General features: G+C 71.7%; 30 protein-coding genes and 1 tRNA gene. 19 read left to right on the top strand and 12 right to left on the bottom strand.

What is annotated here, in order from left to right; genetic code table 11:
- The first annotated feature begins 4 nt into the window (after positions 1-4).
- Entirely contained in the window at positions 5-175 is a 171-nt protein-coding gene (locus tag A6A25_RS34295) for a DUF397 domain-containing protein (RefSeq protein WP_241829071.1), read from the top strand.
- On the opposite strand, the gene A6A25_RS34290 is transcribed toward A6A25_RS34295, so the two are convergent.
- Positions 165-1118 (bottom strand): helix-turn-helix transcriptional regulator, encoded by a 954-nt coding sequence (locus A6A25_RS34290; protein WP_073897329.1) that lies wholly within the window; start codon positions 1116-1118, stop codon positions 165-167. The genes A6A25_RS34295 and A6A25_RS34290 overlap by 11 nt on opposite strands.
- Positions 1119-1169: 51 nt before the next feature.
- Between A6A25_RS34290 and A6A25_RS34285 the strand changes: the two genes are divergently transcribed.
- The gene (locus A6A25_RS34285) at positions 1170-2297 is read left to right on the top strand and encodes an epoxide hydrolase family protein (protein ID WP_073897328.1); all 1128 of its coding nucleotides are present in this window, start codon (positions 1170-1172) and stop codon (positions 2295-2297) included.
- Positions 2298-2340: 43 nt separating this feature from the next.
- Here A6A25_RS34285 and leuA read toward each other — a convergent pair whose 3' ends face one another.
- Positions 2341-4131, bottom strand: coding sequence for a 2-isopropylmalate synthase (gene leuA, locus A6A25_RS34280; RefSeq protein WP_073897326.1), 1791 nt, complete (start codon positions 4129-4131; stop codon positions 2341-2343).
- A gap of 224 nt (positions 4132-4355) precedes the next feature.
- On the opposite strand from leuA, the gene A6A25_RS34275 reads away from it, so the two are divergent.
- Positions 4356-4655, top strand: coding sequence for a hypothetical protein (locus A6A25_RS34275; RefSeq protein ID WP_073897324.1), 300 nt, complete (start codon positions 4356-4358; stop codon positions 4653-4655).
- Between the two features lie 3 nt (positions 4656-4658).
- Here the strand turns inward: A6A25_RS34275 and A6A25_RS34270 are convergent, their stop codons facing one another.
- The gene (locus A6A25_RS34270; RefSeq protein ID WP_073897906.1) at positions 4659-5207 is read right to left on the bottom strand and encodes a nitroreductase family protein; all 549 of its coding nucleotides are present in this window, start codon (positions 5205-5207) and stop codon (positions 4659-4661) included.
- A gap of 42 nt (positions 5208-5249) precedes the next feature.
- The gene (locus A6A25_RS34265; protein WP_083668897.1) at positions 5250-6449 is read right to left on the bottom strand and encodes a hypothetical protein; all 1200 of its coding nucleotides are present in this window, start codon (positions 6447-6449) and stop codon (positions 5250-5252) included.
- Positions 6450-6550: 101 nt separating this feature from the next.
- On the opposite strand from A6A25_RS34265, the gene A6A25_RS34260 reads away from it, so the two are divergent.
- From A6A25_RS34260 to A6A25_RS34250, 3 genes are read left to right on the top strand one after another with little or no spacing between them, the layout of a single operon-like run.
- Positions 6551-7816, top strand: coding sequence for an aspartate kinase (locus A6A25_RS34260; protein ID WP_073897320.1), 1266 nt, complete (start codon positions 6551-6553; stop codon positions 7814-7816).
- Entirely contained in the window at positions 7813-8877 is a 1065-nt protein-coding gene (locus A6A25_RS34255; RefSeq protein ID WP_073897318.1) for an aspartate-semialdehyde dehydrogenase, read from the top strand. Before A6A25_RS34260 ends, A6A25_RS34255 begins: the two co-directional genes overlap by 4 nt.
- 10 nt (positions 8878-8887) lie before the next feature.
- A complete protein-coding gene (locus A6A25_RS34250) occupies positions 8888-10315 on the top strand; it encodes a gluconokinase (protein ID WP_073897316.1) in 1428 nt (475 codons plus the stop codon).
- Here A6A25_RS34250 and A6A25_RS34245 read toward each other — a convergent pair.
- On the bottom strand, positions 10288-11469 hold the full coding sequence (locus A6A25_RS34245) for an MFS transporter (RefSeq protein ID WP_073897314.1): 1182 nt from the start codon (positions 11467-11469) through the stop codon (positions 10288-10290). The two genes, A6A25_RS34250 and A6A25_RS34245, sit on opposite strands and share 28 nt — an antisense overlap.
- An 86-nt stretch (positions 11470-11555) precedes the next feature.
- Here A6A25_RS34245 and A6A25_RS34240 point away from each other — a divergent pair, with 86 nt between their 5' ends.
- Together A6A25_RS34240 and A6A25_RS34235 are read left to right on the top strand one after the other, a co-directional pair.
- On the top strand, positions 11556-11972 hold the full coding sequence (locus tag A6A25_RS34240) for a Fur family transcriptional regulator (RefSeq protein WP_073897312.1): 417 nt from the start codon (positions 11556-11558) through the stop codon (positions 11970-11972).
- A 30-nt stretch (positions 11973-12002) separates the two neighbouring features.
- On the top strand, positions 12003-13451 hold the full coding sequence (locus tag A6A25_RS34235) for a catalase (protein WP_073897310.1): 1449 nt from the start codon (positions 12003-12005) through the stop codon (positions 13449-13451).
- Positions 13452-14400: 949 nt separating this feature from the next.
- Here the strand turns inward: A6A25_RS34235 and A6A25_RS34230 are convergent.
- A complete protein-coding gene (locus A6A25_RS34230; protein WP_073897308.1) occupies positions 14401-14628 on the bottom strand; it encodes a hypothetical protein in 228 nt (75 codons plus the stop codon).
- A 91-nt stretch (positions 14629-14719) separates the two neighbouring features.
- Here A6A25_RS34230 and A6A25_RS34225 point away from each other — a divergent pair, with 91 nt between their 5' ends.
- From A6A25_RS34225 to A6A25_RS34215, 3 genes are read left to right on the top strand one after another with little or no spacing between them, the layout of a single operon-like run.
- Complete coding sequence (locus A6A25_RS34225; protein WP_073897306.1) at positions 14720-15022, top strand: YbaB/EbfC family nucleoid-associated protein; 303 nt, start codon at positions 14720-14722, stop codon at positions 15020-15022.
- Positions 15023-15061: 39 nt separating this feature from the next.
- Entirely contained in the window at positions 15062-15382 is a 321-nt protein-coding gene (locus A6A25_RS34220; RefSeq protein WP_073897304.1) for a type VII secretion target, read from the top strand.
- Positions 15379-16125, top strand: a complete 747-nt coding sequence (locus A6A25_RS34215) for a hypothetical protein (RefSeq protein ID WP_073897302.1) — start codon at positions 15379-15381, stop codon at positions 16123-16125. The genes A6A25_RS34220 and A6A25_RS34215 overlap by 4 nt, the downstream gene beginning before the upstream one ends.
- Positions 16126-16174: 49 nt before the next feature.
- Here the strand turns inward: A6A25_RS34215 and A6A25_RS34210 are convergent, their stop codons facing one another.
- The gene (locus tag A6A25_RS34210; RefSeq protein WP_073897300.1) at positions 16175-17242 is read right to left on the bottom strand and encodes an alpha/beta hydrolase; all 1068 of its coding nucleotides are present in this window, start codon (positions 17240-17242) and stop codon (positions 16175-16177) included.
- Positions 17243-17321: 79 nt separating this feature from the next.
- Here A6A25_RS34210 and A6A25_RS34205 point away from each other — a divergent pair, with 79 nt between their 5' ends.
- From A6A25_RS34205 to A6A25_RS34195, 3 genes are all read left to right on the top strand, one after another.
- Positions 17322-17882, top strand: a complete 561-nt coding sequence (locus tag A6A25_RS34205; RefSeq protein WP_073897298.1) for an NADPH-dependent FMN reductase — start codon at positions 17322-17324, stop codon at positions 17880-17882.
- A gap of 114 nt (positions 17883-17996) precedes the next feature.
- On the top strand, positions 17997-18419 hold the full coding sequence (locus A6A25_RS34200; protein WP_073897296.1) for an organic hydroperoxide resistance protein: 423 nt from the start codon (positions 17997-17999) through the stop codon (positions 18417-18419).
- 23 nt (positions 18420-18442) lie between these two features.
- On the top strand, positions 18443-18928 hold the full coding sequence (locus A6A25_RS34195; RefSeq protein ID WP_073897294.1) for a Dps family protein: 486 nt from the start codon (positions 18443-18445) through the stop codon (positions 18926-18928).
- 235 nt (positions 18929-19163) lie between these two features.
- On the opposite strand, the gene A6A25_RS34190 is transcribed toward A6A25_RS34195, so the two are convergent.
- Entirely contained in the window at positions 19164-20975 is a 1812-nt protein-coding gene (locus A6A25_RS34190; RefSeq protein ID WP_073897292.1) for a S9 family peptidase, read from the bottom strand.
- Positions 20972-21766 carry a class I SAM-dependent methyltransferase gene (locus tag A6A25_RS34185; protein ID WP_073897290.1) on the bottom strand — a complete coding sequence of 265 codons (795 nt, stop codon included), beginning with the start codon at positions 21764-21766 and terminating at the stop codon, positions 20972-20974. Before A6A25_RS34185 ends, A6A25_RS34190 begins: the two co-directional genes overlap by 4 nt.
- A gap of 30 nt (positions 21767-21796) precedes the next feature.
- Here A6A25_RS34185 and A6A25_RS34180 point away from each other — a divergent pair, with 30 nt between their 5' ends.
- Complete coding sequence (locus A6A25_RS34180; protein ID WP_073897288.1) at positions 21797-22303, top strand: DUF3291 domain-containing protein; 507 nt, start codon at positions 21797-21799, stop codon at positions 22301-22303.
- On the opposite strand, the gene A6A25_RS34175 is transcribed toward A6A25_RS34180, so the two are convergent.
- Positions 22300-22515, bottom strand: a complete 216-nt coding sequence (locus A6A25_RS34175) for a hypothetical protein (RefSeq protein WP_073897287.1) — start codon at positions 22513-22515, stop codon at positions 22300-22302. The genes A6A25_RS34180 and A6A25_RS34175 overlap by 4 nt on opposite strands.
- A gap of 231 nt (positions 22516-22746) precedes the next feature.
- Between A6A25_RS34175 and A6A25_RS34170 the strand changes: the two genes are divergently transcribed.
- The 3 genes from A6A25_RS34170 (at position 22747) to A6A25_RS34160 (ending at position 24101) form a co-directional block, all read left to right on the top strand.
- Positions 22747-22947 (top strand): hypothetical protein, encoded by a 201-nt coding sequence (locus A6A25_RS34170; protein ID WP_073897285.1) that lies wholly within the window; start codon positions 22747-22749, stop codon positions 22945-22947.
- Positions 22948-23050: 103 nt separating this feature from the next.
- Complete coding sequence (locus A6A25_RS34165; RefSeq protein ID WP_073897284.1) at positions 23051-23806, top strand: class I SAM-dependent methyltransferase; 756 nt, start codon at positions 23051-23053, stop codon at positions 23804-23806.
- Positions 23807-23903: 97 nt separating this feature from the next.
- Entirely contained in the window at positions 23904-24101 is a 198-nt protein-coding gene (locus A6A25_RS34160) for a hypothetical protein (RefSeq protein WP_073897282.1), read from the top strand.
- Positions 24102-24173: 72 nt separating this feature from the next.
- Here A6A25_RS34160 and A6A25_RS34155 read toward each other — a convergent pair.
- Together A6A25_RS34155 and A6A25_RS34150 are read right to left on the bottom strand one after the other, a co-directional pair.
- A tRNA-Pro gene (locus A6A25_RS34155) sits at positions 24174-24250 on the bottom strand.
- Between the two features lie 27 nt (positions 24251-24277).
- The gene (locus tag A6A25_RS34150; RefSeq protein ID WP_073897280.1) at positions 24278-25237 is read right to left on the bottom strand and encodes a metallophosphoesterase; all 960 of its coding nucleotides are present in this window, start codon (positions 25235-25237) and stop codon (positions 24278-24280) included.
- 64 nt (positions 25238-25301) lie between these two features.
- Between A6A25_RS34150 and A6A25_RS34145 the strand changes: the two genes are divergently transcribed.
- Positions 25302-25769 (top strand): GatB/YqeY domain-containing protein, encoded by a 468-nt coding sequence (locus A6A25_RS34145; RefSeq protein WP_073897278.1) that lies wholly within the window; start codon positions 25302-25304, stop codon positions 25767-25769.
- Positions 25770-26148 lie beyond the last annotated feature (379 nt).

The following is a 26148-nucleotide window of genomic DNA, read 5'->3' as shown; positions in this document are numbered from 1 at the left end:
CGTCGTGACCACCTCGGTCCGCTGGGTCAAGTCCAGCTACTCGATGGAGAACGGCAGTTGTGTCGAGGTGGCTGTCGGCGACACCGTGATCGGGGTCCGGGACTCGAAGAACGCCGAAGGGCCGGTGTTGACGTTTCCGGCCGACCGGTGGGTCGCCTTCCTCGCTACTGCCTGACCGCCCGCGCGCACCGCTCGGCGTGCGCACGCAGCGCGTCCGCCAGGGCAGGTGGCCCGTCGGTCAGGCTGAAGTCCACGTCCACCGACGTGATCATCCACGCCAGGTCGCGGGCGGTGTCGGCGCCGAGGTGCAGCAGGCAGGTCCGGGAGTCCACCGGTTCGACCACGCCCATGCCCGGCCAGATTCGATCGGTCACGGTGTCCGCCGGTTCGTGCAGCGTCACGGTCGCCCGCACCGGCCACGCGCGGGACGACAGGCGGTGGGCCAGGTAGGTCGCCGCGTCGCCGTCGGGTGGTTCGCGGGGCGTGAACCGGGGGCCGTTCGGGGTCCGCAGCACCAGCCGGTCGACGCGGAAGCTGCGCCAGTCGTCGCGGTCGGTGTCCCAGGCGACCAGGTACCAGTGCCGCTCGAAGTTGACCAGGCGGTGCGGCTGCGCGGACCGGGTCGTCGCGCCGCCGCGCGGGCTGTCGTAGTCGAACCGCAGCGACTCGTGCCGACGGCAGGCGTCGGCGATGGCCATGAGCACGTCCGGGTCGACGCGCGGCCCGCTGGTCTCGACCCGGGCGGTCGCCGCGTGCAGCGTGCCGACCCGGTGCCGCAGCCGCGCGGGCAGCACCTGCTCCAGCTTGGCCAACGCCCGCAGTGACGTCTCCTCGATCCCGGCGACCGAGCCGCCCGCCGCCGTCCGCAGCCCCACGGCCACCGCCACCGCCTCGTCGTCCTCCAGCAGCAACGGCGGCAGCGCGGCGCCCGCGTCGAGCCGGTAACCGGCCGTGCCCCGGCTGGCGCGCACCGGGTAGCCCCGGTCGCGCAGCCGTTCGACGTCACGGCGGACGGTGCGCGTGGTGACGGCCAACCGTTCGGCCAACTCGGCGCCCGACCACTCGCGCGGGGTCTGCAACAGCGACAGCAGCCGGAGGAGCCGAGCGGTCGTGTCCACCGCTCCACCTTAGGACCGGAACTGTCCCAACCGGTCTTTAGCGTCGCCGCCATGACAGACATCCGCCCGTTCCGCATCGACATCCCGCAAGAACAGCTCGACGACCTGAACGCGCGGCTGGCCGGCACCCGCTGGCCCGACGAACTGCCCGGCGTCGGCTGGAGCCGGGGCGTGCCGGTGGCCTACCTGAAGGACCTCGCCGAGCACTGGCGCACCACCTACGACTGGCGGGCGCACGAGGCGGCGATCAACGAGCACCCGCAGTACCTGGCCACGGTGGGCGGCCAGCGCGTGCACTTCCTGCACGTGCGCTCACCCGAGCCCGACGCCCTGCCGCTCGTCCTGCTGCACGGCTGGCCGGGCGGGGTGGTCGACTTCCTGGACGTCATCGGCCCGCTGTCGAACCCCCGCGCGCACGGCGGCGACCCGGCCCGAGCGTTCCACCTGGTCGTCCCGTCGCTGCCGGGCTTCGGCTTCTCCACCCCGCTGGCCGGTCCCGGCATGAACGCGGCACGGATGGCGGGAGTGCTGGTGGAGCTGATGCACGCGCTCGGCTACGAGCGGTACGGCGTGCAGGGCTACGACACCGGTGCGTGGGTCGGCCCGGAGATGGCCAGGCAGGCTCCCGACCGGGTGGTGGGCATCCACCTGAACGCCCTGCTCACGTTCCCGGACGGCGAGGTCGAGGGCCTCACCGAGGTCGAGCGGCGCCGGTGGGCCGCCATGCAGGACTTCAACGACGGCTACCTGCAGTGCAACGGCAAGCGCCCGCAGACGGTCGCCTACGGGTTGCACGACTCACCGGTGGGACAGCTCGCCTGGATCGTGGAGAAGTTCAAGGAGCTCACCGACCCGGCGGACGGCCTGCCGGAGGACAGCGTCGACCGGGACCACGTCCTGACCGACGTGACGCTGTACTGGCTGACCGGCACGGCCGCGTCGGCGGCGCAGGTCTACTACGAGGAGATCAGCGCGAAGGAGTGGGCCGACACCGAACGGATCTCCGTGCCGACCGGCGTGCTGGTGTCCGTGCACGACTTGACGATCCGCCGGTGGGCCGAACGCGACCACCACGTCGTCCGCTGGACCGAGCTGGAGCGGGGCGGCCACTTCCTGGCCATGGAACAGCCGGACCTGCTGGTCACCGACGTGCGGGCCTTCTTCGCCGGGGTGAAGTGAGGTGTCGCCTCGCCGGCCCGGCGCCGGCGAGGCGACCTCCCGACTACCTGTTGGCGCGGTTGATCGCCGACACCAGGGCGCGCAGCGACGCCGACACCGTGGAGCTGTCGATGCCCACGCCCCACAGCACGCGGTCGGACACGGCGCACTCCAGGTACGCCGCCGCACGGGCGTCGTCACCCGACGACATGGCGTGCTCGAAGTAGTCCAGCACCCGCACGTCGTAGCCGACGGTGGCCAGGGCGTCCACGAAAGCGGCGATCGGGCCGTTGCCGGTGCCGGTGATCTCCTGCGTCTCGCCGTCCACCACGACCACGGCCTTGATCTTCTCGTGGCCGCTGCCGTCGCCGGACACCTTCTGCCGCAGCAGCTTCAGCGGCGCGGTGGCGTCCAGGTACTCGTCGGAGAACGCGTCCCACATGTCCTTGGGCCCGATCTCGCCGCCCTGGGTGTCGGTGACCTCCTGGATGACCCGGGAGAACTCCACCTGCAGCCGGCGCGGCAGGTCCAGGTGGTGCTCGGTCTTCATCAGGTAGGCCACGCCGCCCTTGCCGGACTGCGAGTTGACCCGGATGACGGCCTCGTAGTTGCGGCCGACGTCCTTCGGGTCGATCGGCAGGTAGGGCACGTCCCACGGGAACTCGTCCACGTGCTGCCCGGCGGCCTTGGCGGCGTCCTCCAGGGCCTCGAAGCCCTTCTTGATCGCGTCCTGGTGCGAGCCGGAGAACGCGGTGAACACCAGGTCGCCGCCGTAGGGGTGCCGCTCGGGCACGGGCAGCTGGTTGCAGTACTCGACCGTGCGCCGGATCTCGTCGATGTCGGAGAAGTCGATCTGCGGGTCGACGCCCTGGCTGAACAGGTTCATGCCCAGCGTCACCAGGCACACGTTGCCGGTGCGCTCGCCGTTGCCGAACAGGCAGCCCTCGATCCGGTCGGCGCCCGCCAGGTAGCCCAGTTCGGCGGCGGCCACGCCGGTGCCCCGGTCGTTGTGCGGGTGCAGCGACAGGATGATCGACTCACGCCGGGCCAGGTTGCGCGACATCCACTCGATCGAGTCGGCGTACACGTTCGGGGTGGCCATCTCGACCGTCGCCGGCAGGTTGATGATCAGCGGCTTGTCGGGCGTCGGCGCGATGATCTCCGACACGGCGTCGCAGACCTCCAGCGCGTACGACAGCTCGGTGCCGGTGTAGGACTCGGGCGAGTACTCGTAGCGGAACTCGGTCTCCGGGTAGAGCTTCTCCTGCTCCAGCGCGAACGCGGCGGCGTCCGTGGCGATCTTCTTGATGCCCGCGCGGTCGGACTTGAACACGACCCGGCGCTGCAGGATGGACGTCGAGTTGTAGAAGTGCACGATCGCCTTGGCCGCGCCGCGCAGCGACTCGAACGTGCGGGTGATCAGCTCGGGGCGGCACTGGGTCAGCACCTGGATGGTGACGTCGGGCGGGATCGCGCCGTCCTCGATGATCTCGCGGACGAAGTCGAAGTCGGTCTGCGAGGCGGCCGGGAAGCCGACCTCGATCTCCTTGTAGCCCATCCGCACGAGCAGGTCGAACATCTTGCGCTTGCGGGCGGGCGACATGGGGTCGATCAGGGCCTGGTTGCCGTCACGCAGGTCGACGGCGCACCACAGCGGCGCCTCGGTGATCCGCTTGCCCGGCCAGGTGCGGTCCGGTACGTCGACCGTTTCCACCTGTTCGTGGAACGGCCGGTAGCGGTGCACCGGCATGGAGGTGCCGCGCTGCGGGTTCCAGGCGGGCTGGTCGGGCACGGGGCGGGCGGGCGGCCGGATGCGGCTCGTGCCGGAGGTGTAGGCGTCGGGGCTCGTGCTCATGGTCGGGGTGCTCCTGCTGCCGGTGGGATGACGACCGGCGGCAACGCTCGTTCCCGCGACGGGGGGCCGGTCTGATCAGACCCCGTCACGGCGGCGAAGCAGGAGGGCACGTGCCATGTCGGACAGGTTAACCGGCTTTCGCGCCGGCGTGGAACCGGGGGCCCAGATGGTGGAACTTCACCTGGTCGAGTTTCACTCGATCGTGGGGTGGGCATTTTCTTGACATGTCCAGATGGCGAACCTCCACGCGCAGCGGGAACTACACCGCTGCCCGAGTGATCCGCGGTGTCGGTGCCGTGTTCGCGGGCATCGAGGTGCTGTACATCCTCATGCTGCTCATCGGCGTGAACACGGCCAACGCGTTCTTCCGCTTCATCCAGCAGCTCGCCGAGCCGCTGGCGCTGTTCTTCCCGGGGTTGTTCCAGACGGGCAACGTCAACCTCGACGTGATCCTGAACTACGGCCTCGCGGCGGTGTTCTGGCTCGTCGTGGCCGGCCTCCTGGCTCGCGTCGTCGCCCGCTAGCCCCTAGTCCCCAAACGCCGGCTCACCCCAACGACCTGCGAAAACGGTCTCGCTCAGCGGCTTGCGCACCCTCGGCCGCCGCTCCCGTTCTCGCAGGTCGTCGGGCAGTTCCGCGGGGTCGCCGAGCAGGCCGACCGCGATCACGACGACCGGCCGCACGCCTTCCGGCACGCCGAACGCCTCGCGCACCGCGTCCGGCGAGAACCCGCCCACCTGGTGCGTGACCAGCCCCAGCTCCACGGCCCGCAGCACCAGGTTCTGCACCGCCAGCCCCAGCGCGTACTCGGTGTTCGGCATCGGCCCGCGGTCGTCGGACTCGGCCACCGCGCCCACCAGCAGCACGGACGCCCGCCCCGCCCACGTCCGGTTGCCCGGCCGCAACGCCGCGAAGATTCGCTCGAACGTGTCATCGCCGCGGTAGCCGACGAGGAACCGGGCGGGTTGCGTGTTGCCGTGCGAGGCCGCCCACCGGGCCGCTTCGAGCAGCACCCGCACGGTGTCCGGCGGCACCTCGGCCGTGCCGTCGAACGCGCGCGGGCTCCAGCGCCGCATGATCACGTCGTCGCCGTCCACCGGCCACCCCCCGTCCCTCGATCAGATCGCATACGGCCAGGCCGTGATGGCGTACGCGCCGAACCACGCGCTGAACACCGACACGCCCACCAGCACCGCCGCGACCGTGCTGGTCCGTCGCCGGGCCAGGGCCAGCGCGATCGGCACCAGCAGCGTGAACGCGGGCAGCAGCAGCCGCGCCTTCGAGTTCATCAGCCCGTTCGACCCGAGGTCCATGGCGAGCACGCCGACGCCGTAGACGATCAGCGGCCACTCCAGCCCGCGCCGGAAGCTCAGCACCACCAGGGCCAGCGCCACCACCAGCAGCCACACCGTGGCCAGCTCCAGCACCGACCGGGGTTCACCCAGGATGAGCAGCGCGAACTTCCAGGTGGCCGCACCGCCGTCGAACCGCGAGTCCCAGCCGACCTGCTGCACGGCGAACCAGCCGTCCCACCGCCCGGTGCGCACCGCGACGTACCCGAGGTAGCCGAGCAGCCCGAGCGGCGCGACCAGCGCGCCGACCCACGGCCGCCAGTCGTCCCGCCGCTGCCAGATCGCCACGGCCGCCGCCGCGCACACCGCGAGGATCAGCGCCGCCGCCGTCGGCCGCACCAGCCCCGCCGCCGCGCAGCACGCACCGGCCAACACCCAGCGCCGCTCCACCACGCCGACCAGCGACCACACCGCGAACGCGCAGAACGTCGCCTCGGAGTACGTCATCGACAGCACCACGGCCATCGGCGACGCCGCGAACAGCACCACCAGCACCAGCCCGGCCACCGGTGACCCGCCGAACACCCGCGACCCGAGCCGGGCCAGCCCGTAGGCGCAGACCACGCCGCTGACCAGGCTCACCGCGAACGCCGCGCCGACCGTGGGCACGCCGGGCAGCCCGTCCACCCACCGCACCAGCGTCGGGTAGCCGGGGAAGAACGCCAGCGGCGTCTCCGCCGTGCGCCGCCCGAACGCGTCCACGAGCCACCGCGGCACGTTCGCGTAGCCGCCCTCGGCGATGCCCAGGAACCACTGCCCGTCCCACGAGGTGAGCGCCCGCGTGACGTCCTTGTCCCACCGCGCCGCCATCAGCTGCACCACGAGCAGTCCGAGTTCGCGGACGGCCAGGTAGAGCACGGCGGGGGCGAGCACGACCGTGACCCGGTGTCTGGCGACGCGCGCCAGCCGCTCACGCGCGTCGGGCGCGTCCTCGGGGTCCACGCGAACGGCCTCCAGGGTCGACACGGGGTCGAGAGTAGTGGGCGTCACGGCGACCGCTGTCCACTCCTTGGGCCAGGTAGTCTCCCCGGTGAGCTGGGCTTGAAGCACCTGGAGGGAGTGGGTCTGTGGCGCTCGTCGTCCAGAAGTACGGCGGTTCCTCGGTCGGGAGCGCCGAGCGGATCAAACGGGTGGCCGAGCGCATCGTCGCGACCCGCAAAGCGGGCAACGACGTCGTGGTCGCCGTCTCGGCCATGGGCGACACGACCGACGAGCTGCTCGACCTCGCCCGCCAGGTGTCCCCGGTGCCGCCCGCCCGCGAGATGGACATGCTGCTCACCTCCGGTGAGCGCATCTCGATGTCGTTGCTGGCGATGGCGATCAGCTCGCTGGGCGCCGAGGCGCGGTCCTACACCGGCTCGCAGGCCGGCGTGATCACCACGTCCGTGCACGGCAAGGCGCGCATCATCGACGTGACGCCCAGCCGCATCCAGGACGCGCTGTCCGAGGGCGCCATCGCGATCGTCGCGGGCTTCCAGGGCGTCAGCCAGGACAGCAAGGAGATCACCACGCTCGGCCGCGGCGGCACCGACACCACCGCGGTGGCGTTGGCGGCGGCGCTGAAGGCCGACGTCTGCGAGATCTACACCGATGTCGACGGCGTGTTCACCGCCGACCCGCGCATCGTGCCGAACGCCAAGCGGCTGGAGACCATCACCTACGAGGAGATGCTCGAGATGGCGGCGAGCGGGGCCAAGGTGCTCATGCTGCGCTGCGTCGAGTACGCCCGCCGCTACGGCGTCCCGGTGCACGTCCGATCTTCGTTCAGCAACAAGCCCGGGACCATCGTGTCCGGGTCAGTGGAGGACCTTCCCGTGGAACAGGCGATGATCACCGGCGTCGCGCACGACCGGTCCGAGGCCAAGGTGACCGTGACCGCGGTGCCCGACCTGCCCGGCATGGCGGCGCGGATCTTCCGCGTCGTGGCCGAGGCGGAGCTCGACATCGACATGGTCGTGCAGAACGTCTCGCAGGCCGTGTCCGGCCGCACCGACGTGACGTTCACCCTGCCGAAGGACGACGGGCCGCGCGCGGTCGCCGCGTTGGAGAAGGCGCGCGAGGAGATCGGCTTCGACCAGGTGCTCTACGACGACCACGTGGGCAAGGTGTCGCTGGTCGGCGCGGGCATGCGCTCGCACCCCGGCGTGACCGCGCAGTTCTGCGAGGCGCTGGCCGCGGCGGGCGTCAACATCGAGATCATCTCCACCTCGGAGATCCGGATCTCGGTCATCTGCCGCGACACGCAGCTCGACGACGCCGTGCGCGCGCTGCACGACGCGTTCGAGCTGGGCGGCGACGAAGAGGCTGTGGTGTACGCGGGGAGTGGACGATGAGCGGCCCTGTCCTGGCTCTTGTGGGAGCCACCGGTGCGGTGGGCACCGTCATGATCGACATCATCAACGGCCGGGAGTCCGTGCCGTGGGGTGAGATCCGGCTGATCGCGTCACCGCGCTCGGCGGGCAAGAAGATCACCGTCCGCGGTGAAGAGCTGACCGTGGTCGCGTTGTCGCCGGAGGCGTTCGAGGGCGTGGACATCGCGATGTTCGACGTGCCGGACGAGGTGTCGGCCGAGTGGGCGCCGATCGCCGCGGCGAAGGGCGCGGTCGCGGTGGACAACTCGGGCGCGTTCCGGATGGACCCCGAGGTGCCGCTGGTGGTGCCCGAGGTGAACGCCGACCAGATCGGCGCGCGCCCCAAGGGGATCATCGCCAACCCGAACTGCACGACGTTGTCGATGATGGCCGCGCTGGGTGCCCTGCACCGGGAGTACGAGCTGCGCGAGCTGGTCGTGGCGTCCTACCAGGCGGCGTCGGGCGGTGGGCAGGCGGCGATCGACCGCCTCTACGCGGAGACCGCGGCGCTGGCGGGCAAGGAGGTCGGCGTCCGGGCGGGTGATGTCCGCGAGGTGCTGGAGGCCGCCGGGCTGCCGGTGTCGGACTCGCCGTTCCCCGCGCCGCTGGCGTTCAACGTGGTGCCGTGGGCCGGGTCGCTGAAGGACGAGGGGTGGACCAGCGAGGAGCTGAAGGTCCGCAACGAGTCCCGCAAGATCCTGGGCATCCCGGAGCTGAAGGTGTCCGCGACCTGCGTGCGCGTGCCCGTGGTGACGACGCACTCGCTGGCCGTGCACGCCACGTTCGCCCGCGAGGTGACCGTCAAGCAGGCGCACAAGATCTTCGCGGCGCAGCCGTCCATCGTGCTGGTGGACGACCCGGCGGCCAAGAGGTTCCCGACGCCCGCGGACGTGGTGGGCGGTGACCCGACCTACGTCGGCCGGGTGCGGCAGGCGCTGGACTTCCCGAACACGCTCGACTTCTTCGTGTGCGGTGACAACCTGCGCAAGGGCGCGGCGCTGAACACCTACGAGATCGCCGAGGAGCTGGCGGGTCGGCTGTAGGTTCACTCCTATGGCGGACGTAGTGCTCGCGATCGACCTGGGGACGACGTCGACCAAGGTCATCGCGGTGGACCGGAACGCGGGCGTGGTGGCATCGGCGGAGCACGGCTACCCGATGCGCACCACGCCCTCCGGTGAGGCGACGCACGACCCGGTCGAGGTGTGGGGCGCGGCGCTGCGGGCGTTGCGCGAGGTCGCGGCGCAGGGGCACGCGGTGCGGGCGCTGTCGTTGACCGGCGCCATGCACACCCTGGTGGGGCTGGACGCGGCGGGCACGCCCGTCACGCCGTCGTTGTCGTGGGCGGACAACCGCGCCCTGGAGCAGACGGCACGGCTGCGCGGCACGGCCGACGGCATCGCGCTGCACCGCGCCACCGGTACCCCGATCCACACCATGTCGCCGCTGGTGAAGCTGGCCTGGTTCCACGACCAGGGGTTCTCCGCCGCGCGGTGGTGCGGGTTGAAGGACTTCGTGGCGCTGCAGCTGACCGGCGAGTTGGCGACCGAGCACTCGTCGGCGTCCGCGACCGGGTTGATGGACCTCGTGTCGCTGGACTGGCACCCGGACGCGCTGGCGTTCGCGGGGGTCGACGCGGCCCGGTTGCCGTCGCTGCACGCGCCGGTGGACTCGCTGCCGTTGACGCTGGACGTGCCGGGCCTGCCCACCGGCCTGCCGGTCGTGCTGGGCGGCGGTGACGGGCCGATGGCGAACCTCGGTGTCGGCGCGGTCGTGCCGGGGGTGGCCGCGGTGTCGCTGGGCACGAGCGGTGCGCTGCGGGTGGTGCGCGACGAGCCCGCCGTGGACGACCAGGGGCGGGTGTTCTGCTACGCCGTCGCCGAAGGGCTGTGGGTGCTCGGCGGTGCGGTGAGCAACGGCGGCGTGGCCGCGCAGTGGGCGGCGGAGGCGTTCGGCGTCGATGTGCGCGACCTGCTGGAAGAGGCCTCCGGGGTGCCGGTGGGCGCGGCGGGCGTGACCGCGCTGCCGTACCTGCTGGGTGAACGCGCGCCGTGGTGGGACGCGGACGCGACGTCCGCGGTGATCGGGCTGCGGCGCGAGCACGGGCGGGCGGAGGTCACCCGTGCCCTGGTGGAGGGCGTGGCGCAGCAGTTGGCGCTGGTGCTGGACGCGGTGCGCTCGGTGGCGGACGTGCACGCGGTCCGGGTGACCGGCGGCGCGTTCCGCAGCGACCTGTGGGCGACCGTGCTGGCCTCCGCGCTGGGCCTTCCGCTGGAACTGGCCGACGACAGCGAGGGCTCCGGCGTGGGCGCGGCCCTGGTCGCCTGGCGGGCGCTGGACGAGATCCCGTCCCTGACCGTCGCCGCCGACCTGATCGAACCGGTGAAGACGATCGCCCCCGACCCGGACGCCGTCCGCCACTACGCCCGGGCCCGCCCCGCCATCGAAAAGCTCTACCGGGCGCTGCGCGAGCTGACCTGATCCCGGGCGCGGCGACCGAGCGCCGCCGTGCCCGCCGCGATCGCGACCGCGCCCACGCCCGCCACGGTGAAGCCCCACCCCGGCGACGAGTGGTCGATCACGAAACCCGTGACCGGCGCGCCCAGCGCCACCCCCAGCGTGAACGCCGACCCCTGCAGGCCCATCGCCACGCCACGCGCGGACGCCGGGGCGTACTTCGTGATCAGCTCACCGGTCGCGGTGATCGTCGGCGCGCACAGGAAGTTCGTCGGCACCAACGCCAGCGCCAGCCACCACGGCGACCAGCCGAACAGCCCGATCGGCACAGCAAGCGCACCCATGCCGCCCATCAGCACCCACAACGGCGGCACGCGGGTGAGCCCGCCGTACAGGAAACCGCCCACCAGCGACGCCACGCACATCACCGCGACCATCGCGCCGGTCCACTCGGTCAGCCCGAGCCCGCGCATCGACGCCACCACCGACACCTCGACACCCGACAGCACGAACGTCGCACCGCCCGCGCTGATCAGCACCCCGAGCAGCCGACCGTCCAGCCACTCCCGCCGCGGCACCCGCGGCCCGGCCTCGCCCTCGTGCCGCACCGGCGGGTCCACCACGTACAGGATCACGCCGATCACCACCATCGACGCGCCGATCGCCCACATCGCCGTGCGGCTCGACGCCTGCGTGGTCAGCGCGACGCCCAGCGCCGGCCCGGCCATGAACGCCACCTCGACGGCCATCGAGTCCATCGCCAGCGCGGTGCGCCTGCGGTCGTCCGGCACGAGCGCGGTCAGGATCTGGCGGCCCAGCGACATCACCGGCATCACCGTGATGCCGGTGGCGAAGCAGGTGACGAGCAGCACCTCGTAGGACAGCAGCGGTGCGACGAACCAGAAGATCCCTTCGGTGACGATCGACAGCGTCACCATCGCGCGCAGCCCGCGCCGGTCGACCAGGTGGCCCATCAGCGGCGAGCCCAACGCGATGCCGATCGTGCTGACCGCCCCGACCAGGCCCGCGGCGCCGTAACCCCGTTCGAGGCCGAGGAGGACGTGCATGGTGATCGTCATGCCCGCGGCCGTCGCCGGCACGCGCGCCACCAGCATCAACAGCATGAAGCCGGGCACGCGTGGCGTTCGGAGGACGGCCAGGTAAGGGGAGACGTTCACCCGTTCATCTTCACTCGCCGGGGCAACAGGTTTTAACCGTTCGTTTTCTTGACTGGTTCCAGAAAGAGTGGTGGGGTGGTGGAGCCATGACCTCAGGACCACGCGAGCTGCTCAAGGACGCCGGGCTGCGCATCACCGCGCCCCGGATCGCGGTGCTCGAATGGCTCGCCGAACACCCCCACGCCACGGCCGACGCGGTCGCCGCGGGCGTGCGGGCCAGGCTGGGGTCCGTGTCGACGCAAGCCGTCTACGACGTGCTGAACGCGTGCGCGCGGACCGGGTTGCTGCGCCGGATCGAACCCGCGGGCCACCCGGCCCGCTACGAGACGCGGACCGGCGACAACCACCACCACCTCGTGTGCCGGGCCTGCGGTCGCACCGAGGACGTCGACTGCGTCCACGGCGCCGCGCCCTGCCTCGAACCGCCCGACACGGCCGGCTTCGCCGTGGACGAGGCGGAGGTCCTGTTCTGGGGTCTCTGCCCGGATTGTCGTGGGCACTGACTGCCGCACCCCACAGAAGGAGCGACCAGCGTGACCGAACCGCGTCACACCACCAACAACGCAGGCATCCCGGTCGCCAGCGACGACCACTCGCTGACCCTCGGCGCCAACGGCCCGATCCTGCTCCAGGACCACTACCTGATCGAGAAGAACGCCCAGTTCAACCGGGAGCGGGTGCCCGAGCGGGTCGTGCACGCCAAGGGTGGCGGTGCGTTCGGCTACTTCGAGACCACCGAGGACGTCAGCCGCTTCACCAAGGCGGCCCTGTTCCAGTCGGGCGTGAAGACCGAGGCGCTGCTGCGCTTCTCCACCGTCGCCGGCGAGCTCGGGTCACCCGACACGTGGCGCGACCCGCGCGGTTTCGCGCTGAAGTTCTACACCAGCCAGGGCAACTACGACCTCGTCGGCAACAACACCCCGGTGTTCTTCCTGCGCGACCCGATCAAGTTCCCGGACTTCATCCGCTCGCAGAAGCGCCGCGCCGACACCGGCCGCCGCGACCACGACATGCAGTGGGACTTCTGGACGCTGCAGCCGCAGACCGCGCACCAGGTCACGTGGCTGATGGGCGACCGGGGCATCCCGAAGACGTGGCGGCACCAGAACGGCTACGGCTCGCACACCTACCTGTGGGAGAACGCCGCCGGTGAGCGCTTCTGGGTCAAGTACCACTTCAAGACCGACCAGGGCATCGAGTGCCTGACCTCCGAGGAGGCCGCCCGCATCGCCGGCGAGGACGCCGACGCGCACCGCGCCGACCTGTGGCACGCCATCGAGCGCGGCGAGTTCCCCTCGTGGACGCTGCACGTCCAGGTCATGCCGTACGCGGACGCCGCGACCTACCGCTTCAACCCGTTCGACCTGACCAAGGTGTGGCCGCACGCCGACTACCCGCTGATCAAGGTGGGCAAGCTCGTCCTCGACCGCAACCCGTCGGACTACTTCGCCGAGATCGAGCAGGCCGCGTTCGAGCCGACGAACCTCGTGCCCGGCATCGGCACGTCGCCGGACAGGATGCTGATCGGCCGCATCTTCTCCTACCCCGACGCCCACCGGTACCGCATCGGCGCGAACTACAACGAGCTGCCGGTGAACCGGCCGAAGTCGCCGGTGAACTCGTACGCCAAGGACGGCGCGATGCGGTACACGAACGCCGCCGACCCCGTGTACGCCCCGAACTCCTACGGCGGCCCGCACGCGTCGGCCCAGGCGGCGGGCGAGGTGGCGTCGGCTTACGGCGTCGAGGACGCGGTGACCCGTGCGGCTTACAAGCTGCACGCGGAGGACGACGACTTCGGCCAGGCCGGCACGCTGGTCCGCGAGGTCATGGACGACGCGCAGCGCGAGCGCCTCGTGCAGACCGTCATCGCGCACGCCTCCAACGGCGTGTCCGCGCCCGTGCTGGAGCGCGTGTTCGAGTACTGGCGCAACATCGACAAGGAAACCGGCGACAAGATCGCCGCCGCCTTCGGCAAGTGATCACGTACCTCGTGGCCGTGCACCCCTGAAAGTGCACACCCGACAGGGCCGTCCGGATCCGTCCGGGCGGCCCTGTCCCTACTCGTCACCCTGCACCTGCCCGCACGCCAAACCCGCACCCACACCAAGCCCACGCTCACCCCGCACCCCCGCCCGTGCTCACACCCGCACCCTCACCCCCGCCCGAACTCCGGCCGCGCCTCCGCCCGGCCTGCCCGCGCCCGGCCCGCACCCGCACCCCCGCCCGCGCTCACACCGCACCCTCACCCCCGCCCGCGCCCGAACTCCGGCCGCGCACCCGGACCCAGACGGGCCCGCACCCGCGCCCGGCCCGCGCCTCCGCCCGGCCGGCCCTTGCCCGCGCCCGGCTCGTGCCAAACCAGTCCCGCGTCACGCCCGCCCGCGCGCACCCGCACCCGCGCTCGGATCCCGGCCCGCGCCGCGCCCGGACCCTGGCCCGCACCCGCACCCGCACCCAGCTCACGCCCGCGCCCGTACCCGAACCCGCGCCCGGCCCCTGGCCTGCACCCGCACCCGAGCCTGCGCCGCACGCACCCGCGCCCGGAACGCTGGCCCGTGCCCACGTCGCACGCAACCGGACCCCGACCTGGGCTCGCGCCCGCACCGGCGGGTGGTCGACCGCGGTCCTGGGATTTCCGCCGAGCCCCCGCTGCCGCAGCCGGCCGGCCAGGTGATGTGGAGCGTGTCGCGGTGGTGGGCGGTCGGGGGTGGTTTCGGCGGGTCCGCTGGTTTTCAACCGAGGTGCGGGAACAGTGTTTCCGTACATTTTCCGGCGATGATCACCCCATCGTGTGGTCGGGATGGACGTGTGTGTCGGTGGCATAGGTCGTTGTCGACGCTAGTGCCGCGTGATCGCGGCCGCCGCCGCGATGTGCCGGGTTGTGGATAACGTGCGGGGCTGTGGATAACCGGTGTCGGCGGGCGGCGGTCAGGTTTCCTTCTGCCACGGATAGCGCGGCACGACCAGCTCGAACGAGTCCACCAGCCACGTCTTCCGCGTCTCCGTCTCGGACGCGTCGTCAGCGGCGGTGCGCGCGGGCCGGTCCACGACGGCGGCACGGCCGGTCGCCCGGGCCCACCGCGGCTCACTGTCGGTGACGGGCACGGCGGGCAGTGGCGGCGCATCACCCAATCGGACGCGCACCCAGTAGCTCACGATCTTCAGATTACCGTAGCCAAACAGGAACCGACCTCGGATGATCTACGTCCGAACGAGGACACCGTGCCGCTGATCGGGGGACGCGCGCGTGACGGATCAACCATCACTGGACGAGCTGGCGGCCCGCGCCGAACGGCTCGACCAAGCCCGGCTCGCGCTCAAGCGCGACCTGGCCGAACGGGTCGTGCTCGGCCGGGACGACAGCGGGCTGGTCGAGATCGGCGTGGACCACACCGGCAAGGTCGTCGAGGTCGCGGTGAACGCGACGCTGGTCGGCAGGGTCGACCCGAAGGTGCTCGCCAACGCGGTCCTGCGGGCCGCGAGCGAGGCGCAGCGCCTGTCCCGCGAGATGGTCGCGGAACGGCGTTCGTACTACCTCGGCACGCAGTAGCGGTAAAGGCAAGTCGTCAGAGCAGGCAAAGGGGGAGGCATGGCAGGTTTCAAGGTCGACACCGGTCGGCTGCGCGAGTCCGCCAACGGGTTCCAGCGCGCCGGCGACCACGCGGGCACGGCAGCCGGCTCGCTGGGCGGCACCACCGTCCCGGGCGACGCGTTCGGCATCTCCGGCCCGGCCCGCGGGCTGGCCGCGGACCTGGACGCGTTCGTCGGACGTCGCCGTGACCGGGTCGCGCAGCGCCGCGACCGGCTGGCGGACATCGCCGAACGCGTGCGCCGGGACGCCGACGAGTACGACCGGTCGGACGCGGACGGCACCCAGGACATCAACCGATCCGGTGAGGGGCTGCGATGACCCACCCCGCTCTGCAGAAGGCGGCGGACAGCTGCGTCCGGCTCGCGCAGGCCGCCAACACGGTCGGTTCACCCGACCCGATCAAGGCGATCCAGCAGATCGACTACGACCCGCAGGCCGTCGACGCCTACGCCCAGCAGCTCGACCAGGCCGCGCAGGACCTCGGCAAGGCGATCGAAGAGCAGGAGAAGGCGATCGCCGAGCACGAGGCGAGCTCCGAGGGCGCCGCGTCCGACTCCGCGCACGAGGCCATGACCGAGGAACTGGCCCAGCTGCGCGACGAGCGCAAGCGGTTGGACGAGCTGGTCGCCGAGGTCCGACGGATCTCGCAGCGGATGGACGAGCTGGCCAGGTCCGCGTCCGAGGAGATCCTGGCGATCGCCGCCCAGGCCGACCCGGCCGTCGCCATGGTGCTGGACGGCAGCTGGCTCGACGACGTCACCGGCGAGGGCGCGAAGGCCGAGGAGACGGTGCACAGCGCCGTGGCCGCGATCATCAAGGTGTGCCAGTCGACCCAGGACCAGGTCGCCGCGCTCCGGTCCGAGCTCAACGCGGTGATGGACGCCTCGGAGAGCGGTGGCACCGCCGCCGCCGGGGGCGGTGCGGAAGCCGGGCAGGGCGAAGCGGGCCAATCCGAAGCGGGCCAGTCCGAAGACGGTCAGGCGGAAGCCGGGCAGGGCGAAGCAGGCCCGTCGCAGGGCGGCGGCTCCCAGGGGCAGCCCGCTCCCGGCACACCCAACTGATCCCACCGGAGCGGACGAGGGCCGGTCGCCCACGCGACCGGCCCGGCGTTCACGCCGTCTCGGGGATGTCCTGCCTGGTGTTGGCCAACGCCAACCCGGTGCGCAGCGACCCGACCGCCTCCGCCACCGCCTCCCGGAACACACCACCCACGCCGAGGATGTTCGCGTACCCGTGGAACAGCCCCTCGTACCGCCGCAACACCACCGGCACGCCCTGCCGCGCCAACTTCTCCGCGAACGCCTCACCCTCGTCCCGCAACGGGTCGAACCCGGCCGTCGCCAGGTACGTCGGCGGCAGCCCGCTCAAGTCCTCCGCCAGCAACACCGACAGCCGCGGATCGGTGTGCGTGTCGCGTGACGGCGCGTAGTGGTCCAGGAACCAGTCCATCTTCTCGTCGGTGAGGAAGAACCCCCTGCCGAACAGCTCGCGCGACCGCCGCCGCACCGACGCGTCCACCGCCGGGTAGAACAGCAGCAGGAACACCGGCTTCACCTCGCCCGCGTGCAACGCCGTCACCGCCGCCAGGTTCCCGCCCGCGCTGTCACCGCCCAACGCGATCCGCCGCGGGTCGATCCGCAGCTCCTCGGCGTGCGCCACCGCGTACTCGAACGCCGCCTGCGCGTCGTCCGCCGCCGCCGGGAACGGGTGTTCCGGCGCGAGCCGGTAGTCCGCCGACAGCACCCGCACCCCGCCCTCGACGGCGAGGAACCGGCACAGGTTGTCGTGGCTGTCCAGGTCGCCGCTGACCCACCCGCCACCGTGGTAGAAGACCAGCAGCGGCGACCCGGCGGCCAACCCGGTCGGCTCGTAGAACCGCGCGCCGACACCGTCCAGCGACAGCGAGCGCACCGCCACGCCGCCGATGACGGGACCGCACACCAGCGCGTTGCTGCGGCTCAGGGCCAGGCGGTTGGCCGCGGGCGTGGTCGTCTGCCAGTCCTCGCCGCTGAGCTGCTGCAGCCTCAGCAGGAGCTGCGCCTCCGGGTGCAGCCGCTGGCCGTCCAGCGTGACGGGGCGGCCGGCGATCAGCCTGCGCAGCGGCGCGGGCAGGCCGAACACGAAGCGCAGGGCACCGGCCAGGACGCCGGGAGGGATCGACTCGGCGAGCTTCGACATGAGACGCACGTTACTCGCCGGTAGGGGTTCGGGCGAGCGACTGGACCTCCAGTTAGGTGCAGGTGGCAGGATCGGGACCATGACGGTCACCGTGGTGGGCATCGGCGGATCCCTCCGCCCCAACTCGCAGTCCGAGCGCGCGATGAGGATCGCCCTGGAAGGCGCCGTGGACGCGGGCGCGAAGGTGGTCGAGGTCTCCGGGCCCGACCTGGTGCTCCCGTTCTACGACCCGTCCGTCCCCGATCGCACCGACAGCGCCCGCCGGCTGGTCGAGGCGCTGCGCGTCGCGGACGGCGTCGTGCTCGTCTCGCCCGGCTACCACGGCACGGTGTCCGGCCTGGTCAAGAACGCCCTCGACTACATCGAGGACCTGCGCGGCGACGAGCGCCCCTACCTGGACGGCCGCGCGGTCGGCTGCGTGGCCACCGCCCAGGGCTGGCAGGCGTCGGTGACCACGCTGACCGCGTTGCGCTCGATCGTGCACGCGCTGCGCGGCTGGCCGACGCCGTTGGGCGCGGCGGTGAACTCGGGCGAGGTCGAGTTCGACCTCGAAGGAGGCTGCACGGTGCCGTCCGTCGCCGACCAACTCCGCACGATCGGGCGACAGGTGGCCGAGTTCGCCGTGTCGAGGGCGGGCTGAGCGGGTACGTGTGAGGGGGGCGTGAGCTGCCACACGACCGGGTGTGGTTCGGCTTCGGCCGGGTGTTGAGCCGAGCGACGGGCTCGACCACCAGCTCAAAGGAGAGCGTTCACCATGCAGGTGCTCTACACCGCGCAAGCCATCGCAGTCGGGGACGGTCGCAACGGAGAGGTCCGCTCCTCCGACGGTGTGATCGACGAGCAGCTCTCCACGCCCAAGGAGCTGGGCGGCCCCGGCGGCGACAAGACCAACCCCGAGCAGCTGTTCGCGGCCGGGTACGCGGCGTGCTTCCACAGCGCGCTCAAGGTCGCCGCGCGGCAGGCCAAGGTGCAGGTCGGCGAGACGTCGGTGACCGCGAAGGTCGACCTGGGTCCCGACGGCAACGGCGGCTTCCAGCTCGCCGTGGAGCTGGCGACCCACATCCCGGGCGCCGAGCAGGCCGTGGCCGAGCAGCTGGTCGCCGCCGCGCACCGGATCTGCCCGTACTCCAACGCCACGCGAGGCAACATCGAGGTGGCCCTCACGACCACCGTCTAACCTTCTGAGGAGGCGTCAGACCCATGAGCAAGTCTCAGAAGTCCCCGATCACCAGCCCGCTGACCGAGTCGGACAAGGCGTCGGTCGGCGCGGTGCTCCAGGCCACCCTGGTCGACCTGATCGACCTGTCCCTGGTGGCCAAGCAGGCGCACTGGAACGTGGTCGGCAAGAACTTCCGCAGCGTCCACCTCCAGCTCGACGAGCTGGTCACGACGGCCCGCACGTACACCGACGAGGTCGCTGAACGTGCCGCCGCCTTGGGCATCTCGCCGGACGGCAAGGCGAAGACCGTGGCCGAGGGGTCCGGCGTGCCGGAGTTCCCCGGCGGTTGGCTGAAGGAGGACGAGGTCGTCGCGGCCGTCGTCACCGCGCTGGGTGAGCTGATCGGGCGGCTGCGCAAGCGGATCGACGAGACCGACAAGTCCGACCTCGTCACCCAGGACCTGCTGATCGAGATCACCAAGAACTTCGAGCAGGCGCACTGGATGTGGCAGGCGCAGCAGGCCTGATCGGGGCTTGACCTGCCCTGACCCGGGCCCGACCCGGCCCTGACCGCGCCGTGCCGGGGGCCACCGATCATCCGGTGGCCCCCGAAAATGTCAGACCCTTCCGGTAACCTGAAAACAGGGATCCCCTAAGCGGGGACCCCTGTTTGGCGTTTGGAGGGCTCGCGCCGGCGTCTGAGGACCGTGCTCGGCGGAGAAGGGCCCCCGCGTTCGAGGGCCCTGTCCGGTGTGGGAGCCGTTACGGCAGCACGCGCCGCATGAAGGCGACCTCGGCGGCGGTCTGGCGGATCGTCTCGGCGACCACCAACGACCCGTGCCCGGCGTCGTACCGGTACACCTCGTACGTCGCCCCCCGCGCCGCCAGCCGGTCGAGGTAGTTGTCGATCTGCCGGATCGGGCAGCGCGGGTCGTTCTCGCCCGCCAGCACGAGCACGGGCGCGCGCACCGCGTCCACGTACGTCAACGGCGAGCACTCGCGGTACCGGTCGGGGAGTTCCTCCGGCGAACCGCCGAACAGCGCCCGGTCGAACGCGCGCAGCGGCTCCATCTCGTCCTCGTACGCGGCCAGGTAGTCGGCCACCGGCACGCCCGCGACACCGGCCGCCCACCGCTCCGGCTGCGTGCCCAGCGCCAGCAGCGACAGGTACCCGCCCCACGACGCGCCGTTGACCACGCACTTCGCCGGGTCGGCGAACCCGGACGAGACGGCCCAGTCGTGCACCGCCGCCACGTCCTCCAGTTCGGTCAGCCCCGGCCTGCCCTCGATCGCGTCACGCCACTTCGACCCGTAGCCGGTGGAACCGCGGTAGTTCACGTGCACCACGGCGAACCCGGCGTCCAGCCACACCGCGCGGTAGGCGGAGAAGCGGTCCTCGTCGGCCGAGTGCGGTCCGCCGTGCAGGTGGAACACGGTCGGCAGCGGGCCGTCGGGCGCACCTTCCGGACGTGCCACCAGAGCGTGCACGTCGCCCACGAAGACGTCGGTCAGGTCGACCGACGGCGGCGCCTTGTGGCCCGGCGGCTCCAGCAGCACGCGCTCGTCGCCGTCCACGTCCAGCACCCGCACCACGCCCGGCTGGGCGGCCGACGACCACGAGTACTCCACCGCGCCGTCCGGCCGCACGTTCGCGCTGCCCACCGACCCGTGCGGGGTGTCCAACGCGTGCAGCGCGCCGGTCTCCAGGTCGTAGCGGTGCAGGGTGTTGCGCGCCTGGAACGTGTGCACGACCAGCAGCGACTTGGCGTCCGGGTACCAGTCGGCGCTGATCTCGCCGGGCAGGTCGATCACGACCTCGGTCTCGGTGTCCGCCGCGACGTCCCAGATCAGCAGCTCTTCCCGGCCGCGCCGCTCGTGCCCGACCAGCAGCCGGTTGTCACCGCGCACCGGGCTGAACGCGATCGCGTCCAGGCCCTTGCCCGGCCCGTCCCACTTCTCCGCCACCTTTTCACCCGACGGGGTGGCCACGCGCAGGGCCGCGTGCCGGTTGTCGCCGTGCTCGGAGTGCGACAGCACGACCAGCGTCTCGTCCTTGGACAACCCCGACACGCCACCGTCGTTCTCGTGCGCGTAGACCACCTCGGCCGGACCGCCGTCGCGCGACACGTACACCGTGGTGCCGTCGTCGGTGGACGTGCCGATCGCGACGACCCCGTGCCCGATCTCCAGCCCCGCCGGGTACGCGGCAGGCACGCCGTCGACCGCGGGCTTCGCGTCGCCACCCGGCTGGAACGGCTCGCTGACCCACGTGCCGAACTCGTCACCATCCGTGTCGTTGAACCACCAGATCGTGGTGCCGTCCGGGCTGAGCGCGGCGTGGGACGTGCCGTTCGGGCGGTCGGTGACCTTGCGGTGGGTGTCGCTCGCCCGGTCCCAGGCGTAGATCTCCCACACGCCGCTGGAGTTCGACAGGTACAGGCTGCGGTCAGGTGCGTCGTCGGCCCACCCGGGCAGGCTCACGCGCGGGGCCGTGAAGCGGGCCCGCCAACGGGCTTCGGCCTCGGCGTCGGCGAACAGCGGGTCGGGCACTTCGGCGGTCGGGTGCGTCGTCACACACCCGATCCTGCCGGCTTCCGCGCGGTGACCAGGTAGTAGTCCACGAGACCTCGCTCCGCGGCGCGCAGCCAGTTGCGGTCCCAGCGGTCGGGGCGCGGGCCCAGTTCGAGCCACCGGTCCAGCCCACGCCACACGTGCTCGCCGATGCCGCGGGCCGTGACGTCGGCGAACCCCGCTCCGCGCAGGTCGCGCACCACGTCGTCGACCAGGTGCGCGCGGTCCAGGCCGGTGGCGAAGGTCCGCAGCACCTCGGCCAGCGCGTCGCCCGCGTCCGGCGTCCTGGTGAAGAACGTGGTCACGGCGAACCGCCCGCCCGGCACGAGCACCCGGGCGCTCTCGCGCGCGAACCCGGCGACGTCCTCGAAGTGCTGCGCCGCCTCCACGGACAGCAAGGCGTCGAACGAGGCACCGCGGAACGGCAGGTCGTCGCACGCGCCCTGCACGAACGCCACCCGCGGGTCGTCGTTGACCTCGCGCGCCCGCGCCACCTGCTCCGGCACCAGGTCCACGCCGCGCACCAGGGCCGGGTCACGGCGCAGCACGCGACGCGCGCCCAGGCCGCGTCCCGACCCGACTTCGAGCACCCGGTCACCGGGCCCGATCCCGAGCTCGTCCACGACCAGGTCGTACAGGGCCTCCTGCGACGCGATCCGCTGCTCGACGGTCAGCTCGCCGTCCAGTGGGATGCCCGCCCAGTAGCCGAAGTTGATGAAACCGCCCGCGAACACCGGCAACGCCGCCAGGTCGCCCGGCCCGTACACCCGCCGCACCTCGGTGAGATCTCCCATGGAGTCGATGGTCCCGGCTAGCGTGCGGACATGACCGGGGATGGGTTCGACTTGGCGCAGGTGAACATCGGCCGGATGCTCGCACCGCTGGACAGCCCGCGGATGGCGGGCTTCGTGGCGGCGTTGGAGCCGGTGAACGCGGTGGCCGACCGCGCGCCCGGCTTCCGCTGGCGGCTGCAGACCGAGGACGGCGACGCGACCGCGATGCGGGTCTTCGACGACGACTGGCTGCTGGTCAACATGTCGACCTGGGCGTCGCACCAAGCGCTCGTCGACTACGTGTACGGGCCGGAGCACGTGGCCGTGCTGCGGGAGCGCCGGCAGTACTTCGAGCGGCCGGCCGAGGCGATGACCGCGCTGTGGTGGGTGCCCGCCGGCCACCGGCCGACCGTGGCGGAGGCGCAGGACCGATTGGTGCACCTGCGCGAGCACGGCCCGACGCCGTTCGCGTTCACGTTGCGTGCGACGTTCCCGGCGCCGGACGCCACGGAGCGTGACCTCGTCGTGCGTGACCTGACCGGGTGCGGGGTGGACTAGCGGTCGAGTTCCTCGGCCAGGATCCGGTCCAGCTTGCGGGAGGCGCGGTGCAGGGCGCGGGTCGCGAGGGCGATCAGCGCCACCGCCGTGCCGACGACGACGCCCGCGGCGGGGGAGGCGAAAACCGCGACCAGACCGGCTAACCCGAGCGTGACCTGGACCCAGGCGACGACGGGGACCCAGCTGTGGACGGCGGTGGTGGTGGTCGTCATCGGGCATCTCCTTACCGGCGGCGAACGGCGTTGACTCGTCGTCGTACCAGCCCGGCTGGTCGTTACGCACTGTCACTTGAATCGGCAATCTTCACTCGACCGGGCTAACTGAAGGTGACGATGGCTCAGGTGGGCGAATTAAGAAACAGCGAGGAGTAGTTCGTAACGTCCTCGTTCGTCCGAACGAATCACGGGTTACACGGTGCTGCCAGCGCAGGGGAGGTCTGACCGATGATCGAGAACACGGTTCGGCAGGGCGGTCGCGTCGGGTGCGTCGACGCCCTGGGTCGTCGGCGGACGCTCGAGGTGTCGCTCACCGAAGAGGGCAACGTCTGCATCCACACCCCACCCGGCGAGTCCGCGAAGCTCGACTGGAACGAGGTCGGCGAACTCCTCCGGCGCCTCGCGGAGCTGCGACCGCACGTGAAGTGACGTCCGGTCGACGCGCGGTCGGGAGGACCCAGCGGACCTCCCGACCGCCCCGGCCCCGCGAAAAGCGCTCGCCGGCCGACGGGCGAGCCACTCCAATGGGCGGATGATCGACCACACCGAACTCAACCGCCGCCACTGGGAGGACAACGCCGCCGCCGCGCACGGACCACTGGCCCGTGAGCACTGGGCGCGGCCCGAACCGCGCTGGGGGCTGTGGGCCACCCCCGAGTCCGAGGTCTCCGTCCTGCCACCGGACCTGGCCGGCATGGACGTGATCGAACTCGGCTGCGGCACCGCCTACGTCTCGGCGTGGCTCGCCCGGCTCGGCGCCCGCCCCGTCGCCATCGACATCTCCGCCCGCCAACTCGACACCGCCCGCGAGATGCAGGCCGAGTTCGGCCTCGACTTCCCGCTGCTGCTCGGCGACGCCCAGCGGGTCCCCCGCGACGACGCCACGTTCGACCTCGCCATCAGCGAGTACGGCGCGTCCGTCTGGTGCGACCCGCACCGCTGGATCCCGGAAGCCGCCCGCCTGCTCAAACCGGGCGGCCACCTCGTCTTCCTGCACCGGTCGCCGCTGTTCGCCCTGTGCGCCCGTGACGGCACGACCGCGTCCACGTCCCTCATGCGCCCGCAATTCGGCCTCAGCCGCGTCGACTACGGCAAGTCCACCGAGTTCACCCTGCCGCACGGCGAGATGCTGCGGCTGCTGCGCTCCTCCGGCTTCACCGTGGACGACCTGATCGAAATCCAGGCGCCCACCCCCGCGAACCGCGAGTACCACGAGGTGTCGTCCACGTGGGCACAGCAGTGGCCGAGCGAGGAAATCTGGAAGGCCCGCCTGACGTCCCCGCGATAGCACCCCTCGGCCCGGTCGAGCGGCCGATCAGCACGCCCACCCCCACACTGGGAGTGCCGGAACCCGATGGGACGACCAGCACCGGCCGGAGGTCACCATGGCGCCGTACTCCCGAACCATCCCCTGCCACGACACCCTCGGCCGTCCCCGAACGACGAACGTCGGCCTCGACCAGGACCGCCGCCGCGTCACCGTGATGACCCCACAACCCGCCGCGTCCTACGACTGGCACGAACTGGACAAGCTGATCGCCACCCTCACCGAAGCCCGCGCCGCCATCACCGGCCGCCGCTGACAGCGCTTCTCCCGGCGTTGTCCCGAAACGGCAGAGGCCCTCCCCTCCGTGAGGAGGAAAGGGCCTCTGACCTGGTCGGGGTGACAGGATTTGAACCTGCGACCTCTTCGTCCCGAACGAAGCGCGCTACCAAACTGCGCCACACCCCGGCTTGCTGGGATCGAACGAGGAGAACTCTACCTGACGTTCCCACCCACTCCGAACCGGGTATCCCTTTTCGCCTCGGACACGTCCTGACCTGCGTCGACAGGCCGTGGCACGAGGGTGAGCAGGCTCGCCTCCGGCGGGCAGGCGAAGCGGACCGGCGCGTAGGGCGACGTGCCCAGACCGGCGGAGACGTTCAGCCACATGTGCGCGCCCCACCGCGAGACACCGCGAGCACGCGAGCGGTCCAACTCGCAGTTCGTCACGATCGCGCCGTAGCCCGGGATGCGCAACTGGCCGCCGTGCGTGTGCCCGGCCAGCACCAGGTCGTAGCCCTCGGCGGCGAACGGGTCCAGCACCCGCGGCTCCGGGGAGTGCGTCACGCCCAGGCGCAGCGGCACGTCCGGCACCGGTCCGCTGATCTCGTCGAACCGGTCCCGCTTGAGGTGCGGGTCGTCCAGGCCCGCGGCGAAGACCTCCAGGCCGTTCACCTCGAACCGGCGGCGCGCGTGCGTCAGGTCGAGCCAGCCGTGCTCGATCATCGCCGCACGCAGGTCCCGCCACGGCAACGGGATGCCGTGGATGCGCTTCGTCTTCGCCGACGGCAGCAGGTAGCGGGCCGGGTTCTTCGGGCGCGGCGCGTAGTAGTCGTTGCTGCCGAACACGAACACGCCGGGCCGGTTCAGCAGCGGACCCAGCGCCCGCACCACCGCGGGCACGGCCTGCTTGTGCGCCAGGTTGTCACCGGTGTTCACCACCAGGTCCGGCTCCAGCTCGTCCAACGCGGCGACCCACCGCTGCTTGGACTTCTGGCCCGGCATCATGTGCAGGTCCGACAGGTGCAGCACCCGCAGCGGCGACGAACCGGGCGCGAGCACCGGCACCGTCGCCTCGCGCAACGTCCACCGCCTCCGCTCGATCCCCGCCGCGTAGGCGAGCGTGGCGGTGCCCAGGGCGGTCGTGGCAAGCAGCGTTCGGCCGAGCGTGTTCACGTAGTCGAGGGTAGGGGGTTAACCGATTCGGGGTGAGACGGGCTTCCCGGTACCGTTCCGGCTCATGGCGGAGTTGAAGGCGCGGTTGCAGGCGGACCTGACGGCGGCGATCAAGAACCGGGAGACCGTCCGGGCGGGCGCGCTGCGGATGACGTTGGCCGCCCTGACCACCGAAGAGGTCTCCGGCAAGAGCGCGCGCGAGCTCGGCGACGACGAGGTGCTGAAGGTCATCACCCGTGAGGTGAAGAAGCGCAAGGAGGCGGCGGAGGCATTCGCCGGCGCCGGGCGGACCGAGCAGGCCGAGTTGGAGCAGGCCGAGTCCAAGGTGCTGGAGGCCTACCTGCCCGCGCAGTTGGACGACACCGAACTGGCCGCCCTGGTCGACGCCGCGATCACCCAGGTTTCCGAGCAACTCGGCGAGAAGCCGGGCCAGCGGCAGATGGGCCAGGTCATGAAGATCGTCAACGGCCAGGTCGCGGGCCGCGCGGACGGCGGCCGAGTCGCCGCCGCGGTCAAGGCCAAGCTGGCTTGATCAACCTCCTGGTCCGGACGGCCAAGACCTACACGATCGGGTGATCATCGCCCGAAAATGTACGGAAACACCGTTCTCGTACCTCGGTTGAAAACCAGCGGAGCCGCCGAAACCACCCCCGACCGCCCCGACCCACCCAGCCACCCGACCCACCCAGCCACCCGCCGCGCCCCCCGCTGACCCCGCCCCCACCGCCGACCGACCACCACGACGGCGACGACGACGACGGCACCGGACCGACGCCGATGGGCGCCGCCGGCCCGAGACGCCCGGCACTCACGTCGCCCGAACCGCCGCGCCGGAACCCCGGAGCCGGCGAGAAGCCCGGCCGTCCAAGCCGTGCCGGGCCGGGCCGGGGCGGGGCGGGCCGTGCCGGGGC

It is taken from the genome of Saccharothrix sp. CB00851 (genome assembly GCF_001905065.1).
Lineage (GTDB): Bacteria > Actinomycetota > Actinomycetes > Mycobacteriales > Pseudonocardiaceae > Actinosynnema.
Note: the sequence above shows the minus strand (reverse complement) of the source record. Positions and strands in the feature narration are given on the sequence as shown.